Source organism: Archangium sp. (assembly GCF_036388035.1).
Taxonomy (GTDB): Bacteria; Myxococcota; Myxococcia; order Myxococcales; family Myxococcaceae; genus Archangium.
In genome coordinates, this window is the sequence record NZ_DASVSO010000811.1 from 1 (window position 1) to 16,791 (window position 16,791).

Annotated in this window: 12 protein-coding genes, 5 tRNA genes, 1 other RNA gene and 1 pseudogene; 10 read left to right on the forward strand and 9 right to left on the reverse strand. The window is 68.3% G+C overall.

The genetic code is table 11. The features are described from left to right. The 3 genes from VF697_RS33375 to VF697_RS33385 all read right to left on the reverse strand — a co-directional run. Positions 1-865, reverse strand: an 865-nt coding sequence (locus VF697_RS33375) for a cache domain-containing protein (protein ID WP_331101369.1), incomplete at its 3' end; no start/stop codon positions are given. 584 nt (positions 866-1,449) lie between these two features. Next, the gene (locus VF697_RS33380; RefSeq protein WP_331101371.1) at positions 1,450-2,160 is read right to left on the reverse strand and encodes a hypothetical protein; all 711 of its coding nucleotides are present in this window, start codon (positions 2,158-2,160) and stop codon (positions 1,450-1,452) included. Positions 2,161-2,287: 127 nt separating this feature from the next. Further along, the gene (locus tag VF697_RS33385; protein WP_331101372.1) at positions 2,288-2,956 is read right to left on the reverse strand and encodes a hypothetical protein; all 669 of its coding nucleotides are present in this window, start codon (positions 2,954-2,956) and stop codon (positions 2,288-2,290) included. A gap of 323 nt (positions 2,957-3,279) precedes the next feature. Between VF697_RS33385 and VF697_RS33390 the strand changes: the two genes are divergently transcribed. Beyond that, on the forward strand, positions 3,280-3,528 hold the full coding sequence (locus VF697_RS33390) for a hypothetical protein (protein WP_331101373.1): 249 nt from the start codon (positions 3,280-3,282) through the stop codon (positions 3,526-3,528). Between the two features lie 28 nt (positions 3,529-3,556). On the opposite strand, the gene VF697_RS33395 is transcribed toward VF697_RS33390, so the two are convergent. The 5 genes from VF697_RS33395 to VF697_RS33415 form a co-directional block, all read right to left on the reverse strand. Beyond that, positions 3,557-4,321 carry a DUF5953 family protein gene (locus VF697_RS33395; protein WP_331101375.1) on the reverse strand — a complete coding sequence of 255 codons (765 nt, stop codon included), beginning with the start codon at positions 4,319-4,321 and terminating at the stop codon, positions 3,557-3,559. A 1-nt stretch (position 4,322) separates the two neighbouring features. Next, complete coding sequence (locus VF697_RS33400) at positions 4,323-4,907, reverse strand: DUF6310 domain-containing protein (protein ID WP_331101376.1); 585 nt, start codon at positions 4,905-4,907, stop codon at positions 4,323-4,325. 931 nt (positions 4,908-5,838) lie between these two features. Beyond that, positions 5,839-6,792 carry a polysaccharide deacetylase family protein gene (locus VF697_RS33405; protein ID WP_331101377.1) on the reverse strand — a complete coding sequence of 318 codons (954 nt, stop codon included), beginning with the start codon at positions 6,790-6,792 and terminating at the stop codon, positions 5,839-5,841. Between the two features lie 12 nt (positions 6,793-6,804). After that, positions 6,805-7,521 (reverse strand): glycosyltransferase family 2 protein, encoded by a 717-nt coding sequence (locus VF697_RS33410; RefSeq protein ID WP_331101379.1) that lies wholly within the window; start codon positions 7,519-7,521, stop codon positions 6,805-6,807. 72 nt (positions 7,522-7,593) lie between these two features. Continuing rightward, positions 7,594-8,907 (reverse strand): protoporphyrinogen/coproporphyrinogen oxidase, encoded by a 1,314-nt coding sequence (locus VF697_RS33415; RefSeq protein ID WP_331101381.1) that lies wholly within the window; start codon positions 8,905-8,907, stop codon positions 7,594-7,596. Positions 8,908-9,125: 218 nt separating this feature from the next. On the opposite strand from VF697_RS33415, the gene VF697_RS33420 reads away from it, so the two are divergent. From VF697_RS33420 to ffs, 9 genes are all read left to right on the forward strand, one after another. Then, positions 9,126-13,280 carry a tetratricopeptide repeat protein gene (locus VF697_RS33420; RefSeq protein ID WP_331101383.1) on the forward strand — a complete coding sequence of 1,385 codons (4,155 nt, stop codon included), beginning with the start codon at positions 9,126-9,128 and terminating at the stop codon, positions 13,278-13,280. A 91-nt stretch (positions 13,281-13,371) separates the two neighbouring features. Beyond that, entirely contained in the window at positions 13,372-14,652 is a 1,281-nt protein-coding gene (serS, locus tag VF697_RS33425) for a serine--tRNA ligase (protein ID WP_331101385.1), read from the forward strand. A gap of 110 nt (positions 14,653-14,762) precedes the next feature. After that, a tRNA-Ser gene (locus VF697_RS33430) sits at positions 14,763-14,849 on the forward strand. A gap of 44 nt (positions 14,850-14,893) precedes the next feature. Next, positions 14,894-14,983 (forward strand) — tRNA-Ser (locus VF697_RS33435). 82 nt (positions 14,984-15,065) lie between these two features. Next, positions 15,066-15,142: transfer RNA gene (locus VF697_RS33440), tRNA-Arg, on the forward strand. 24 nt (positions 15,143-15,166) lie between these two features. Beyond that, positions 15,167-15,634: a tRNA adenosine(34) deaminase TadA gene (gene tadA / locus VF697_RS33445; RefSeq protein ID WP_331101387.1), complete on the forward strand. Its 468-nt coding sequence runs from the start codon at positions 15,167-15,169 to the stop codon at positions 15,632-15,634. 5 nt (positions 15,635-15,639) lie between these two features. Beyond that, positions 15,640-15,726, forward strand: a tRNA-Ser gene (locus tag VF697_RS33450). A gap of 13 nt (positions 15,727-15,739) precedes the next feature. Continuing rightward, positions 15,740-15,826: transfer RNA gene (locus VF697_RS33455), tRNA-Ser, on the forward strand. 23 nt (positions 15,827-15,849) lie between these two features. Continuing rightward, positions 15,850-15,942, forward strand: an RNA gene (gene ffs, locus VF697_RS33460) — signal recognition particle sRNA small type. 53 nt (positions 15,943-15,995) lie between these two features. On the opposite strand, the pseudogene VF697_RS33465 reads toward ffs, so the two are convergent. Continuing rightward, a pseudogene (locus VF697_RS33465) lies at positions 15,996-16,791 on the reverse strand (mannosyltransferase); the annotation flags it as partial.

Here is a 16,791-nt window from a genome sequence, read left to right on the forward strand (position 1 = left end):
CCGCGAGCTTCAGGCGCACCCGCTCGTAGAGCGGAGCCATGGCGATGTGGCGAGGGACGGTGACGCCCACGGCCCACGGGTAGTGGGGGACGGAGACGAAGGCGCCCAGATGCTCATCCCCCTGGAGGGGATGGGTGAACCGGGCGATCCGCGAAGGCGTCCCCACCAGCGCCGAGCGCAGGGGCTCGAAGCGGGCGAAGGCGTTGCTCTGCTCGAGGGAGAGCTCGGGGTTGCCGGTGTGGAAGGCGAGCCTGCCATTCGCGTCGGCCAGGAAGAGGGCCTGTCCGGGCTGGAGCCGCGAGCCCACGTACCGCTGCTCCAGCAGGTCGGTCCGCATGACCACGTTGAAGACGCCGATGATCCGCCCGTCGGGGGCGTGAAGGGGGGTGCTGACGAGCAGCCCCATGCGGATGGGACGCCGCAGCTCGATGACCTCGGAGATGACGGGGGCGTTGGTGGCGAGCACCTTCTGGAAGTACGGGCGGTCACCAATCCGGACCCGGGGCTCGTCCGGGGTGGTGGGGTTGCTCCAGCCACGGTTGACGCCGGTGATGTCGAAGACGGCGATGGAGTCATAGGTGGGGCTGCGCTCGACCAGCGCCTTCAGGTGCGGATCCAACTGGCGGGGCTCCAGGGTCTGCAACAGCGGATCCTTGGACACGGCCCACGCGAAACCGATGGCGGCATCGAACGTCTCGGCGGCCTGCATGGCGACGGCCTGGGCCGTCATGAACTGGACGTCGAGGAGGCTCTCCCGCGTCCTTCTCAGGTCCGAGAGGAAGTCCACGACGAGCATGCCCAGCACCGGCAGGAGGACGATGACGAAGGCGACCAGCAGCTTGGCGTGGAGGTACAGGCGAGGCATGTGCGCTCAGGTGCGCCGGCTCATGCGGGACAGGCTCCTGGAGTCCCTCCAAAGTGTGCCTCCCTCCCGCCCCTGTCGATTCCCTGGAAGGCGAGATGTGTCTCAGTGGAGAACAAGCGAACTGTTCGCCCGGAGAGCGACGTACCGGACAGGGTGGTGATGGTTCCCGTGGTCTCCCTCCCTCCTCCCGGAGTCGTACCGGTGCGAGTAGCCGGAGCCACCGGTCCCGTACGCGCGGCGCTGCTGCAGCAGACCCGCGGAAAGTGTCCAAGAGCGGCAGGCGCCCACTCGAATTCTCTGAACCTTCGCCCTGGCGACGCGTTATCGAAAAGTGCCCGGGAATGGGCTTCGCTTGTAGACGTCTACAAGCGATGAAGCACAAACACCTACATCACTTGTAGACGTCTACAAGCGAAACGCGGCACAGCCAGGGACGACATTCCTCGCCGGGCGAGGTCCGCCGGGTCGAGTTCGCGGCAGCCGCCTCAAAGCGCCCGCCTCGGGTGCACCCATGAAAAAGGGAGGGACACCGGCCATGCCTGGTCGGCGCCCCTCCCTTCCTGAGTGTGTCTGACTGCTTCAGCTCAAGCGGAGCCGTTCGTCTCATCCCGCAGCACGAAGGGTTGGGCGTCCAGGCCCATACGGATCGCCTTGATGAGCTGCTCCATCGCCCTCAGTGGCACGTCCTTCAGGGTGACGAGCACCTTGCCGTCCTCATAGCGCATGTCGGTGCGAACCGAGGCCAGCTCCTGGTAACTCTCGTGGATGCTGTGATCCAAGTACAGCCAGCGGACTTCATCCGTGACGGGAACTCGCGGCTTCGGCTTGGACCTCCTGTTCCGCGCGGCCCGTCGCAGCTCCTCCAGGTTGCAATCCGCGAAGGTCTTCATCGCATCCGTGCCATCCCACTGCGGCACGCGGATCAACATCCTGCCCGGGTCTCCGCTGGGCGCGGTCACCCCTCGCCGCCATATGTAATGATCGAGGGCGTACAGGCGGTCGTATCCGTACTTCAGGGTCACCTCCGCACTCCAGAGCAGGTTCTCCACGCCATACCGTTCCAGGGTCAATTTCGTGAGCCCCTTCACGTGCCTGCCGAGGTAGTCCCAGGCGTTCTTGTACCCGGCCTGCTGCGCCAGCTTGTTGTTCACGGCATGGTTGTACATGAGGCCCATTTGCCTCTGGGCTTCGGCGCTTCTCCGCAGCATCTCGTCGAAGTCCCCGACCATGTCACTGAGTTGCTCTTCGGCCTCGTCCTTGCCGATGACACTGGCCCGCGTCGCTGTTGACATCATTCCTGCCCCTCTTGGGAAAGAGCCGCCCGCATGGCGGCAATGAGAAGGGCGGAGAGGAGACACCGGCCATGTCACGGGTCAGCATCCCTCCCCGCCCGGTTGCCTCACTTCACGTGGAGGTGGGGCGCTACCGCGCCGCCAGCGAGGGCTGCGCTTCCAGGCCCTCCTGGAGCGCCTTCATGAGCCGAGCCACCTGCGACATGGGCACGTTCTGCAGGTTGAGGTACGTCTGGCCGTCCTGGTTGTGCGCGGTGAAGCGGACCGGCGCCACCCCGTTGAAGTTGCGGAAGAGGCTGTCCTCGAAGAACAGCAGCCGCGCCTGGTCCGGCACGGGAACCCGCGCCGGGGGCGTGGCCTTCTTGGCCCGCGTGGCCCGCTCCACCTCGTCCACGCTGCACTCGCTGAAGGGCTTCGTCACCACCGTGCCGTCCTCCCGCGGCACGTCGATGCCCAGGGAGCCCGGGTCCGAGCCCAGCTCGACGCCGATCGCCTCCACGTAGCGCATGAGCGCGCGCAGGTGGTACACGCCGTGCTGCGTGCAGACCTCCTCCGTGAAGCTCCGGGCCACGGCGCCGTACGTGCTCAGGGTGGCCTGCGAGAGCGCCTTGAGCTTCTTGCTGAAGTAGTCCTGGGCGTTCTTGTAGCCGGCCAGCTCCGCCAGCTTCCGCTGCACCACGTGGTTGTAGAGCGTGCCGAGCTGGTGCGCGGCGGTGCTGCCCTGCCGGGCGAGCCCGTCCATCGTGCTCAGGATTTGATCCAGCGTCATGTCCACGCCAATCGCCATCATCGTCTTCATTGTCTCCCCCTCATTGCCTTTCTTGGGAAACCGCTGTTGATTGCGGCGAACACAGACATGGCACTTGCCGGGCCAACGGCTGAAACGTCTCATTTCGAAGACTTACGAGCTGAGGACGAGTCAAAAGGGTCCATGTCCGGGAGGCCCCGTCCGAGAAACGGGACGGCCACTTGTAGACGTCTACAAGCGAGCGCCACTCCGGCGTGTTTTCGCGAAGGGCCGTGCGGACGAGCACCACGCCACGCGGGGCCGTCAACGCGACGGAGGCACGGGAGGAGCTCTCGAGTCATGTTAGCCTCCTGACTCCGGAGGTTGCCCCAACCGTGAGAGCGCCGTTCGACAGACTGCCCGAGCCCGGGGACATGGTGGGCCAGTACCGTGAGGTGGCGCTTGCCCGGTGGCAGGAGGCGCCCATTCCCGCGAATGGGGCCGGTGCCGTCGTGGTAGGCACCGAGAGGGCATCGGCGCGGCTCGGCTGCCCCTGTACCCTCAAGCTGTGGGAGGCAGGCGGCCCGCGCACCGTCACTCTTGGGAACGTCACCTTCCCGGTGAGCCAGAAGGCGGCGCCCTGAGCACGGCCACGGCGAGCCGTGCCGAGCCTCAAGGGGTCGAGCGTCCGCCGATCTCCGGGAAGCGCTCGTAGGCCCGTTTGAGCGCGTCCAGGTGCGCGGGGTTGTCCAGGTCGAGCGGCGCATCGGTGAGCCGGACAACCCACCCGCCCGTCGCGGTACGCCGTGAGCGCGAAAGCAGCTCCGCGTCGCGGGCCGGGTCGGGGAAGCCGATGGCCCGTGCGGCAGCAGCCGACCAATAGCTCAGCCATCCGAGACAGTGTGGAATCTCTGGCGAGGGGATGTCCTCCGAAAGCTTGAGCGGTGGCAGCCCTCGTGGCGGAACTCCCGGCTTGCGCACTGGATGGCGTGTCTGCTGCGAAATCTCCACGCCCGCGTTGAATGGCGTCGCGTGCCCCCAGAATGCGCGAGCACCCTCCGCTATGGCCTCCAGCACTTCCACTGCCGCCGCGATGCCGGTTGCGCCGAGCGGCAGGGCTGCATGGACTTCAAACTGTGCCTGCCCCCCCGGGGAGGTCCCCGCCGGGCTTTCCCATCCAGAAACCGTTACCCGGTAGCTCTCGTCGCCATTGCAAATGAGCCGAAACCCCCTGCCGGTCGGCCTCCCTTGGGCGAGCCATGCCTCGCGCTGCGGTAGCCGGACCAGCGTCCCCTCGCGAGAAATCGTCCACTCCAGGCGCAAGCCAGGGAATGCGCGTTCCATTCCATGAACAACAGCCAAAGGGCGGCTATCGGCGCTCACGAACGCAGGCGCGTAGACGACAATACCAATGTCACTTTCTTGCGTTGCAGGCATTTCAGCACCAGTCCATCACGACGATGTCGAGGTTTCTATCCAGGCTCTCCAGTGCGGCTTTGTGCGCGGCGCGGCGCACGCCGACCCGGAAGTTAAATCCACAAGCCAGAGCCAGGGCGCGCTCGTACTGCAACTCCGGCACCTGGTCCTCAAGCACAATTCTCCGAAGTTCGGGCGGGTACGTGTCGAAGTTGTCGGTCTTGACTTCCCAAAGTGCGCGCGCGGCCAATTGCAGCGCGTCGAAGTTCTTCCCATTCACGAACACATCCCTGCCGGGGAAACTGTTGTTCGGAATTTTGTCGGCGCACTTGTCGTGCAGTTTATTTCCACCAAGGTGGCGCTTCGCCGGGACGGGCTCGCACCTGCGGCGCTCTCGCTCCGAGGTCTCGGGTGGCTCCACGGGAGGGAAATCCGGTCCTTTGGGCTCCGGCTTGGGCCTTTTTTTTGGCGAGGGTTTCCGCAGGGCGGGAGCTGTTTCAGGCACGGGCCACACCTCGGGGCGGCCCATATCCAGCGCATACGCATCCAGGGCCTCTTTGATGGCGAAGCCCACCACCACCACGCCCACGACGATCACCGTTCCCACGATGATCTCCGGGGCCGCCAGGACACAGACACCGAGTCCCACGGCAGCACCAGCGGAGGCCACCGCGCATCGTCCTGTGGGGTCGTGAAACTCGACCCGGTCATGGGCGAGGGCATGAAAGCACCGCTCCGCCAGCACGGGCCAGGGCTCGGAAGCTTCGCGGACGGCGCAACGCCCCCCGTCTGTCCAGGGCAGCGTTGCCGCTCGCTGGAGGTTGGCGAGCCTCGGGTCCCGGGCCGCTGGGGCTCTTGGGGTGGGCAGTGTCGTCGTACAGGCTGAGAGAAAGAGCAGAAGTGCGGTGCACGCTCGGAGACGCATGGCAGGGCCCTCCATTCGGGCTAGAACCTCCTACCGGGTCCTGGCGGGGCTGTTCGGAGTATGACAGCGCGCCCCGACAGCCACGAACGCACGCGAGGGGAGCGGCAGGGGCCCAGGGTGCGGCAACCGCAGCTCGGGCCATGGTGAGCACCAATGCAGCGGGCAGCCCATACTCGGGCACGGTGCAGGCCCTGGGCGCGAGCTTGCACGCCCCCGCTTCCCCCCGGGCTGGGTGGGACGGTGAGGCGCGAACTTGGGGCGCGCTAGAGCGCTTCAGGGGTGCGGCTGCTGCGGCTCAGGGTTGGTTGTCCGCCACCTTGAGTCGAACCCACGCCTAATGCCTCAGCGCCTCAGACAGAAGTCACAGGCGAGCGTTTCCTGCCAGACGCCCCCCTACGACTTGTTTGACACCCCCGCGCAGCTCCTGCGCACCTACGAACGCTTCCAGGAGATTGGCGGGCGCTCCTCGTCCATTCGTCAATGAGACCGGCGGCGCGCTTCACTTGTAGACGTCTACAAGCGATGTAGCACCCCATCCCACATCACTTGTAGACGTCTACAAGTGAGAGCCGCCCGACCCCGCATTCCGGAATGAGCGGGGCCAGGCCTCCGCTCACTCCATCTGCGCCGTGACGGCGAGATGCTCGGCCGCGTCCCGCAGCGTCACCACGTCGTAATCGGACTTCAGCCAGCCGAAGAGGGTCCTCAGCCGCTCCAGCTTCCGCGCGGCGGGCACCCGCAGGTCCCTCTGCTGGCGCACCAGCTCCGGGGGGAGGCCGTCTTCCGCGCCCAGCACGTCCACCGCGTGCAGCTCGAAGTTGAAGAACGTGTCCCGCCCGAGCGAGCGGTACGCCGCCCGGACTGCCGGCAGCGGCAGCGTGGTGGCGAAGGTACCGATGAAGGGGAAGCGCACTCCCGGCGTCACCGCCATCGGCAGCTCCAGCACGGCGCCCGTGCCTCGCCGATACGGTTGCGCCGGGTCCGGCCGGTACGGCGTGCGCGGCGCGAGCAGCACGCGCGGGGAATCCAGCACCGCCCGCGAGGGACGGCGCAGCAGCGCCAGCGCCCCCATCACCGCCGCCTTCGCCGTGTAGTACGGGGCCGCGGGAAACGTGGACGAGCCGTAGCGGTAGCCGCGCTCCACCGTCGCCGCGTACAGCGCCGCGTTGAGCGTGTAGCCGGGCGCGCGGAAGCCCACCGGCCTCGCGCCCGTGGCCGCCTCCAGCACCTCGTCCGCGCGCCGCAGGTCCTCGCGGATGCGCTCGGGCGAGCGCCGCGTCAGCGCGTAGTCGTGCGAGTAGCTGTGGCTCGCCACCTCCACGCCCGCCTCGTGCGCGGCTCGCAGCGCCGCCCGCGCCCCCGCGTCCGCCGCCACGTCCTCGCCAATGGCGAAGAACGTCCCCGGCACGCCCACCGAGGCCAGCAGCTCGCGCAGCCGGGGCACCGCCAGCGTGTAGACGAGCCCCCGCGCCCGCGCGTCCAGCAGCGACTCGGGCAGCCCGTGGATGCGGCAGTAGTGCGGCAGCGAGTCCAGGTCGACGGAGATGGATGCGAGCCGCCGCGCCACCCTCGCCTCCTCTCAGGTGCCGCGGATGCGGATGACGTAGACCAGCTTGCCCACGTTCCTCAGCACGTTGGGCACGCGCCGGAAGAGGTGGATGGAGGGCTGGCGCTTCTCGTGGAGCTGGATGGGGATTTCCACCACCCGCAGCCCCTCGCGCCAGGCGCGGATGACGAACTCGCTGGCGAACACGTCCATGTCCACCACGCACTTCTCCACCACCGGCCGCAGCGCCTCGCGTCGGAAGGCCTTCAGCCCGTGTGTGTCCGTGCCCTGGAAGCCCAGCGCCACCCGCAGCAGCCGGGTGTGCACCCGCGTGGCCACGCGCCGGATGAGGGGCCGCTGGTCGCTCGCGCCCTTGGCGGCCTTCGAGCCCACCACCATGTCCGCCCCGCCCTTCTCCAGCACCGGCAGCGCCGAGTCATAGAAGGTCAGGTCGCACAGGTCGATCTCATCGCAGAAGACGTAGGTGCCGCGGGCCTTCTCGATGCCGGCCTTGAGCGCCGTGCCGTAGTTGGGCCGCTCCGAGTGGAACCAGCGCAGGCGCGGGTTCTTCGCGCACATCTCCTCGAGGATTTGGGGCGTGGCGTCGCGCGAGCCGTTCTCCGCGAAGATGATCTCGTAGTCCCACCCCCGCGCGTCGAGCCCCTGGGAGAGCTCCGCCGCGGCGGAGGCGACGATGACCGCCTCGTTGTAGACGGGGATGACGATGGAGAGGTACGGGGACGAAGCCATGGGCGAGCGCGTCACGTAGCACGCCCCCGCGGGCGCCGTCGACGATCAACTCTCGCGGGCCCCGCCCCTCCGTCAGCCGTTCAACCGGCGCGCGCAGGCCCGCCCGGCGAGGATGGCGTCCTCCATGGACGAGTACTCCCACTGCCCGTAGCGCCCTGCGGTGAGGATGCCGGCGTGCTCCAGGAAGCGGAGGATCTCCGTCTTCGCCGGCCCGTAGGCGTCGTCATAGAGGACGTAGGCGTGGGGAATCTCCCGCGCCCGGGTGAAGAGGAGGTCATCCGCCGAGTGCACCATCCGCGAGCGCACCAGATCCTCCACCGCGTGCTGCTCGGCCTGGGCCAGGGACAGCTCGCCGTGGTGGCTGTACTCCACGGAGAAGGTGGCGGTGTCCGGAGGCGCCAGCGGCGCGTACACCGCCGAGGGCGAGCCGATGCGGTACGACTTGAACTCGGGCTCGGGCAGGTAGATCCAATGCCAGGGCTGCCGATTCTTCCCGCGAGCGGCCACGCACACGTACGTCACGGTGGTGGCGCGCAGGCGACCGGCGGCGGCCAGCACCTCGTCGGGCACGCCGGAGCCGCCCCTGGCCACCAGCCGCACCAGCCCGGGCAGCGAGATGGACGAGATGAGCTGCGAGTAGCCGAGCGTGCGCCCGTCCGACAGCGTGACCCGCCTGGCCTTCCAGTCGATGGCGGTGGGCTCGGTGTTGACGTTCAGCTCCCCGCCCTTCAGGTGGGCGAGCATGGCGCGGGCGAGGCTCTCGATGCCGCCCTCGCGCGGATAGAGGAAGGAGGCGTTGTAGCCCAGCGCGTCGCTCCCCACGCCCAGGGCCCCGTCCACCACCTCCTTCAAGGTAGGCCGGGGGACGAAGCGCCCCACCCAGGCGGCGGACAGCTCGGAGGGGTCCACCGTCCACAGCTTCGTGTTGTAGGGGAGCATGAAGTTCTTCGCGAACCCCTCCCCCATGTAGCGCAGGATGAACTCGGTGAAGTTGCGGGGCTCGCGCTCGCGCAGCTCCCGGCCCTTCTCCCCGTAGAGGGCCTCCACGAAGCCGATGAGGTTCTCCGCCACCACCTCGGGCGGCAGGCCGTGCGTGTTCACCTGGTAGGGGAAGCGCGTGAAGATGCCCCGGGAGAAGATGCCCGCCCGGCGCTGGATGGTCACGAGCTGGTCCGGCAGCCAGCGCGTGTTCACCAGTTCCTTGATCTCCGGGTCTCTCAGGTGGAGCCAGTGCCCGGTGGGGTCGAAGTAGCACCCCTCGAGAACCTCGGTCTTGATGAGCCCGCCTACACGGTCGGACTTCTCGATGAGGCGCCAGGGCCGCTGGAGGAAGTGCGCCGCGGACAGCCCCGCGAGGCCCGCACCGAGAATGACGATGGGTTCCATGGGAAGCCCGGGTCTACCACCTTCGCCGCCACATGGGGCAACAGGCGCGTGACTCCGTCCGCCCGCGACCGGTCCCCCGCTCGCCTGCCCTGCCGCCGAGGATGGGACCGATGCGGGGTGTCGCGTTCTTTGCCGCCCGGAAAATGGCTCTGATAACCTGCTCGCGCCGCGGGTCTATGCGGCCGTTCGCGTCCGATGGCCCCCGCTGAAGGAAACCCATGAAAGTCTCCTGCCCGTCTTGCCAGACGAATTACAACATCGATGACAAGCGGATCCCGCCGGGCGGCGCGAAGCTCAAGTGCGCCCGTTGCCAGAACACCTTTCCCATCAAGCCTGGCGATGCGGTGAGCGCGCCGGCTCGCGCGCCCGAGCCCCTGCCCTCGTCCGCCGCCATTCCGCTGCCCGGCCCCGCCGCGCCCGGGGATCCGTACGCGGGCTACGATGACTTCCAGCGGCCCCCGGAGAGCGAGGCCACGCGCGTCGTCGCCCTGCCCGTGCCGAGCGCGGCCTACCGCGAGACCGCGGCCCCGTCCGGCGCCATCCCGCTGCCCGGCCCCAGCGCGCCCTCTAGCGACTACGGCTACGGCGCGCCCGAGTCCTCACCGGACCTCGCGTACAACGTGAGCGCGTCCACGCCTGTCACGGGCGAGGCCATCCCGCTGCCGGGCGTGAGCAACCCGTACGCGGACAGCGCCTACCCGATGGCGGGCGAGGCCGTGCCGCTGCCCGGCACCTCCGATGGCTACACGGGCGCCGCGGACAACTTCGACTACGGCGCCAACCCGTACGAGAACGCCACGCAGGTGGACGCCATCGCCCTGCCGCCTCCGGCCTACGGCAACCCGTACGACGCCGCGCCGCCGGCGGACGCCATCGCCCTGCCGCCTCCGCCCTCCGCCGAGGAGCCCTACGCGTACGCGGCCGAGCCCTCCGCGAGCGCCATCGCCCTGCCGCCTCCGGCCGACTTCTCCATTCCCCATGCGACCACGGCCGAGGTGGACACGTTCGCCCTGCCGCCGCCTCCGGCCCATGAGGACCCGTACGCCGCGGCTCCCGCCTCCGAGGATCCGTTCGGTCTGCCGCCGCCTCCGGCCTATGAGGACCCGTACGCCGCGGCTCCCGCCTCCGAGGATCCGTTCGGCCTGCCGCCGCCTCCGGCCTACGAGGATCCGTACGCCGCGGCTCCGGCCTCCGAGGACCCGTTCGCCCTGCCGCCTCCGGCCGGGGACCCGTTCGCCGCCGCTCCCCAGAGCGAGGACCCGTTCGCCCTGCCGCCTCCCGCGGGAGACGTGACGAGCCTCGACTTCTCCGAGCCTCCGCCCTCCGTGCCCACGGCACCTCCCAACGTCGCCACCGAGTTCGGGGACGTGGACTTCGGCGAGCCCCCGCCCTCCGCGGCGGCCACGGCCTCCATCCCCGACGCGCTCGAGTTCGATCCGACCTCGCCGACCCGGCCGGCGGGTGATGACCTCGAGGCCGATCTCTCCGCGCCCCTGCCGCCTCCGCCCGCCGCGGGCACGGCCGACGGCCTGGAGATGCTCAGCTTCATCGACGACGCCGCCAAGGACAACGGCGGCAACAAGCCCAAGAGCAACGTGCGCCGCTTCCACGTGCGCCGCCGCTCGGGCAAGGTCTTCGGGCCCTTCGACGAGGGCGTCGTCGTCAAGATGCTCGAGGACGGCCAGCTCCTGGGCAACGAGGACGTCTCCACCGACGCGGACTCCTGGGCCCCCATCGGCACGGTGCCCGTCTTCGCCACGGCCATCCAGAAGCTGATGGAGGGGCCGGGCACGCCCGCCGCTCCCGCCGCTCCCGCCGTGCCCGGCAGCGAGCCCACCTCCAAGGCGGGCCAGTCCGCCGCCAACGCCGCCAACGCCGCGGCCAACATGGAGCGGTTGAACCAGCTCTACGGTGGCCGCATGGCGGCGGTGGCCGTGGTGGACACCACCTCGAAGGCCGAGCTCCTCCTGGCGAAGCTCAAGAAGCGCCTGCCGCTGGTCATCGGCGCCGCGGCGGCCGTCCTGGTGCTCGGTGTGGGCCTCGGCTTCGGCGCCACGCGCTACGGCGTCTTCGGGCTCAAGAAGTTCTTCCCCTCCAAGGTCTCGGACGGCTCGTCGGAGGCCGCGGACGTGCAGGCCGCGCAGAAGGCGCTGCTGCAGGACTCCTTCCAGAGCTACAAGCAGGCCCGGTCGTTGAGCGAGAAGGTGCTGGCCTCCAGCGAGTACCCGGAGGTCCGCGCCCTCTGGTGCCAGGCCGTCTTCTATCTCCAGCGTCGCTACTCGGCCGCGGATCCCAACGAGCTCAACCAGTGCCGCTCCGAAGAGACGGGTGAGAGCCTCGAGCTGCTGGGCGAGAAGAACGTCGAGTACGTCAAGTTCCTCGCCGGCAAGGCCCTCACCGCGCGGGATCCGGACTCGGCCCTCCCGCTCGCGCAGGATGCCTGGAGCCGCGAGGCCAACCAGGGTGATGCCGAGCTGGCCTTCCTGCTCGCCGAGGCGTACTCGGCCAAGAAGCAGAACGACCCGGCCATCGAGACGCTGAAGCGGGTGCTGGAGAAGCAGCCCGACTCGGTGAAGGCCCACCACGCCCTGGGCAACCTCTACCAGGCGACAGGCAAGGCGGACGAGGCGGCCAGGTCCTACGAGGCCGCGCTCAAGGCGGACGCCACCCACATCATCTCCGCGCTGGAGCTGGCGGCGGTGGAAGTGCTGCTGCGCAAGGACGCGCAGAAGGGCCTCGAGGCCGCCGAGCGCGCGCTGGACGAGAAGGCGCAGGCGGAGATGGGCCCCGCGGAGCTGGCCCGCGCCCGCACCCTCAAGGGCATCGCCCTCTTCCAGCTCTTCAAGCCCAAGGAGGCCGAGCAGGAGCTGAGGGCCGCGATGGAGAAGGATCCCAGCTCCATCCTCATCAAGGCCAACCTGGCGCGCGTGCTGCGCGCCCAGCGCCGCTTCGCCGACGCCCTGCCCTTCTACGAGACGGTGGCCAAGGCCGACCCGCAGAACCTCGAGTACACCGACGGCCTCATCAGCACCCTGGTGGTCACCGGCAAGATGGAGGACGCGCAGAAGGCGGTGGAGGAGGCCAACAAGCGCTTCCCGGGCAACGGCCGCATCGAGTACCTCTTCGGCCGCATCGACGAGGCGCGGGACAGCAACCTCACCGCCGAGGAGCACTACCTGCGCGCCATCAAGGCCGACGCCGAGCTCGTCGAGGCCAACGTCTACCTCGGCCGCTTCTACGTGCGCCTGCGCCGCAACAAGGAGGCGCGTGAGCAGTTCGAGCTGGCCGCCTCCAAGGCGCCCCAGAACGCCGCCGTGCGCGTGGGTCTCGGGGAGCTGGCGCTCGCCGAGGACAACATCCCCACGGCCCAGGAGGAGTTCGCTCGCGCCGTCGAGTTCGATCCCACCCTCGCCGACGCCCACCTGGGCCTGTCCCGCCTGGCGCTGCTGGCCGGGGACCTGGAGAAGGCCCAGCAGGAGGCCGCCACGGCCCTGGAGCTGGATCCCAACCTCAAGGGTGGCCGGCTGCAGCGCGGCACCGTCCTGTATCGCCTGGGCAAGCTGGATGAGGCCATCGCCGAGCTGGAGAAGGCCAAGGAGGAGGATCCGCGCTCGGTGACGCCGTCCATCCACCTGGGCACGGTGCAGCTCGCCAAGGGCAACATCAAGGACGCCGAGGCCAACCTGCTGCTGGCGCTCAAGAGCGAGCCGTCCAACTTCGAGGCCAACTTCCAGATGGCCATGCTGCGGGCCAAGCGCGGCGAGTACACCCAGGCGCTCGAGAGCATGAAGGGCGCCGTGGATCGCGCGCCCAAGCGGGCCGACTACCGCTACGCCTACGGAATCCTCTTCCGCGAGGCCAAGCAGCCGGGGGACGCCATCGATCAGTGGAAGCAGGCCGTGGCGCTGGATCCGCAGCTGGCCGATGCGCACGAGTCCCTGGGTCAGGCCTACCTGGAGTCCAACGCGCTCGACGACGCCATCAAGGCCTTCCAGGCCACGCTCAAGGTGGACCCCAAGCGCACCCGGGCGCTCGCCGCCATCGGCGACGCGCACTTCTCCGCCATGCGCTGGCGCGACGCCATCCGCTTCTACGAGCAGTCGCTCAAGGCGGACCCGGGCCTCACCGTCGTCTTCTACAAGATGGCGCGCTGCTACAGCGAGATGAACCAGCACGCCAAGTCCATCGACTGGTACGTGAAGGCCACCGTGGCCAAGCCGGAAGAGGCCGATGCCTGGTACCACCTGGGCTACGCCTATAAGGAGAAGGGCAAGAAGAAGGACGCGGTCAAGGCCTTCCAGGAGTACCTCTCGCGCAAGCCCGAGGCGGCGGACCGCAAGGAAATCGAGGACGAGATCAGCTTCCTGGAGTAGCCACTCGCCCCCACCCGGGCGTCCGTTTCCGGGCGCCCGGGTGCGACATGCCTTGCCGGGCCCGCGCGGGGTGACTAGAACCCGCCCCGCCATGTTGGATCTCAAGAACGTCGCGCAGAACTTCGATGCGGTGGTCGCCCGGCTTCAGTCCCGGGGCGGCAGCCTGGACCTCGGCCCCTTCAAGAACCTCGTGTCGGAACGGCGCGACCTGTATGTGGCGATGGAGTCACTCTCCGCGCGCCGCAACACCGCCAACGAGGAGATGAAGCGCAAGGCCAAGGAGGACCCCGCGGCGCTCGAGTCGCTGCGCGGCGAGATGCGCTCCGTCTCCCAGTCCATCAAGGAGAAGGAGGCGCGCCTCAAGGAAGTGGAGGAGGAGCTCAGCCGCATCCTGCTGCTCATCCCCAACGTCCCCCACGAGTCCGTGCCCACCGGCACCAGCGCCGACGACAACGTCCAGGTGCGCGTCTGGGGCGACAAGCCCAACCTCCCCTTCACGCCCAAGCAGCACTTCGAGCTGGGCGAGAAGCTGGGGATGCTGGACTTCGAGCGCGCCGCGAAGGTGTCCGGCTCCCGGTTCGCCTTCTACAAGGGAGCGCTCGCCCGGCTGGAGCGGGCCCTGGTGAGCTTCATGATCGACGTGCACACCCAGAAGGGGTACGTCGAGATGCTGCCGCCCTACCTCGTGCTGCGCGAGACGATGATGGGCACCGGCCAGCTGCCCAAGTTCGAGGAGGACGCCTTCAAGACGGTGGGAGAGCCCGAGCGCTTCCTCATCCCCACCTCCGAGGTGCCCGTCACCAACTACCACTCGGATGAGATCCTCGACGGCGAGCAGCTCCCGGTGAAGTACTGCGCCTTCAGCCCCTGCTTCCGCGCCGAGGCGGGCTCGGCCGGCAAGGACACGCGCGGCCTCATCCGCCAGCACCAGTTCCACAAGGTGGAGATGGTGAAGTTCTCCCACCCGGACAGCAGCCTGGACGAGCTGGAGAAGATGACGGACGACGCCTGCGACATCCTCCGGCGCCTGGGGCTGCACCACCGGGTGATGCTGCTGTGCACCGGGGACATGGGCTTCGCCTCCCGGAAGACGTACGACATCGAGGTCTGGCTGCCTGGTCAGGGCTCCTACCGCGAGATCTCCTCCTGCTCGGACTGCGGCGACTTCCAGGCCCGACGGGCCAAAATCCGCTTCCGGGCCCAGAAGGGGGACAAGCCCCAGCTCCTCCACACGCTCAACGGCAGCGGCCTGGCCGTGGGGCGGACGACCATCGCCATCCTCGAGAACTACCAGCGCGAGGACGGAAGCGTCGTCATCCCGGAGGCGTTGGTGCCGTACATGGGCGGCCTCAAGGAGTTGAGGCCCCTGTAGGCCTCTTCCCGCTGTCAGGATCCGGAGCCCCACAACGTTGTTGCAATGGGCTCCGGATGATGTAGAAGGGCGGCCCACGCAGTTCGGTGGCCCGCGCGGCTCCAAGCAGTGGAGGAGTGGCCGAGCGGCTGAAGGCAGCGGTCTTGAAAACCGCAGGTGGCGAAAGCCTCCCGTAGGTTCGAATCCTACCTCCTCCGTTTTTTGTGCTGGTCGTACGTGGATCTTTGACAGGAATGGCAGTGGAGAGATGGCCGAGAGGCTGAAGGCACAGGTTTGCTAAACCTGCATACTCGAAAGGGTATCGAGGGTTCGAATCCCTCTCTCTCCGCCACTCATCTTGGTTGTGGTAGCGCGAAAGTGGTTGTGGTACAGAGGCAGCGGTTGTGGTAGAAGCGGCGCAAAGGTAACGGTCAGCTCCCTTAGCTCAGCTGGATAGAGCGTCGGACTACGAATCCGAAGGCCGGAGGTTCGAATCCTCCAGGGAGCGCCATCCTTTCCCCCTCCTCCAATCCCCATGAGTCTGGACGAAGTCTTCATGCAGCAGGCCCTGGCGCTCGCGCGGGAGGCTGCTGGACTCGGGGAAGTTCCTGTCGGAGCTGTGGCCGTACACGATGGCAAGGTCATCGGGAGCGGCTTCAATCGACGGGAGATCGACCGGAATCCCCTGGCCCACGCGGAGATCTTCGCGCTGGACGCAGCGGCCAAAGCACTGGGCGCATGGCGACTCACGGGTGTCACCCTGTATGTGACGCTGGAGCCGTGCGCGATGTGCGCTGGAGCGCTGGTCCAGTCTCGAGTCACCCGTCTGGTCTTCGGAACGATGGATCCGAAAGCTGGAGCTGTCGGCTCGCTCTACAACCTCGCGGAGGAGCCCCGGCACAACCACCGGCTCCTCGTCATGAGTGGGGTGTTGGCGGACGAGAGCCGCCAGATGCTGAAGGACTTCTTCGAGCGGCTGCGCGAGAAGAAACGCGAAAAGTGAATACTGGAGAGCTGGCCGAGTGGTCGAAGGCACCTGACTCGAAATCAGGCATACCGGGAACGGTATCGTAGGTTCGAATCCTACGCTCTCCGCAGAGTGTCTCATGGAGAGGTGGCCGAGCGGTTGAAGGCGCACGCCTGGAACGCGTGTATATCTGAAAGGGTATCGTGGGTTCGAATCCCACCCTCTCCGTAGTTGTTACTTGATTTGAAGAGCTTGTGGTCGGGACAACGTGGGGACGTGAACCCCGCCAGGTCCGGAAGGAAGCAACGGTAGCGCACCTCCGCGTGTGTCCCGGCCGTTCTTGTGAAGGAGCCGAGCCTCCCTGAAAAGGGGTGCTCGGCTCCTTCTTTTTTTTGCCTCAGTCGCGCGCCAGCACCGTCTCGCGGCCCACCTGCTCGACAATCCGGAAGCCGGACGCCTGGAGCTCGGCGAGGGCCCGGCCCTCGAAGGTGACGGCGCGGTTGAAGCGGGCGTCCCGCATGGCCCCCTGGAAGAAGGCATCTCCGGGGTTGTCGCAGGTGCCCCAGGGGATGTTCTTGCCGATGTAGAAGAAGCCCCCCGAGCCCCACAGGCCCTCGTTGACGATGAGCAGCCCGCGGGCGCCGTCGTCCCGGGTGGCCGAGACGATGGCGCGGAACTGGTCCCCCTTCACGTCCTCCGGCGGGTAGTAGCGCCCGGACAGCAGCGTGGCGGCCAGGGTCAGCGCCCCCAGCCCCCACCGCAGGCGGGCGTCCCCTCTTTCCAGCACGAAGGCGGCCACGAGTGGCGCCGCGGCCAGCACTCCCAGTACCAGTCCCGGGTAGAGGAAGCGCTCCTCCTTGTGGGCGGTGGCGGTGAGGGCGGCGAGGTACACCACCGCGCAGAAGAGCGGCAGCGACACGGCGACGCGCCGGCGCAGGGCGAGCAGGCCCAGCGGTACCGCGCCCCAGGCCCAGAGGGGCACGCCCTCGAGGAAGGGCAGCAGGTAGAAGCGGGGGGGTGAGGCGCCGAACTGCCTCGCGGCCTGCCCGGAGAGGACGTTGAAGTCCACGTAGGCGAAGAAGGAGTGGAAGGGCTTGCCCCACGTCGCCCAGTCCAGGGCCCCGAGGCCCAGCGCGACGCCCAGGCCCCCGAGACAGGTGAAGGCGAGCACCCGCCACCGCCGCACCGCCACC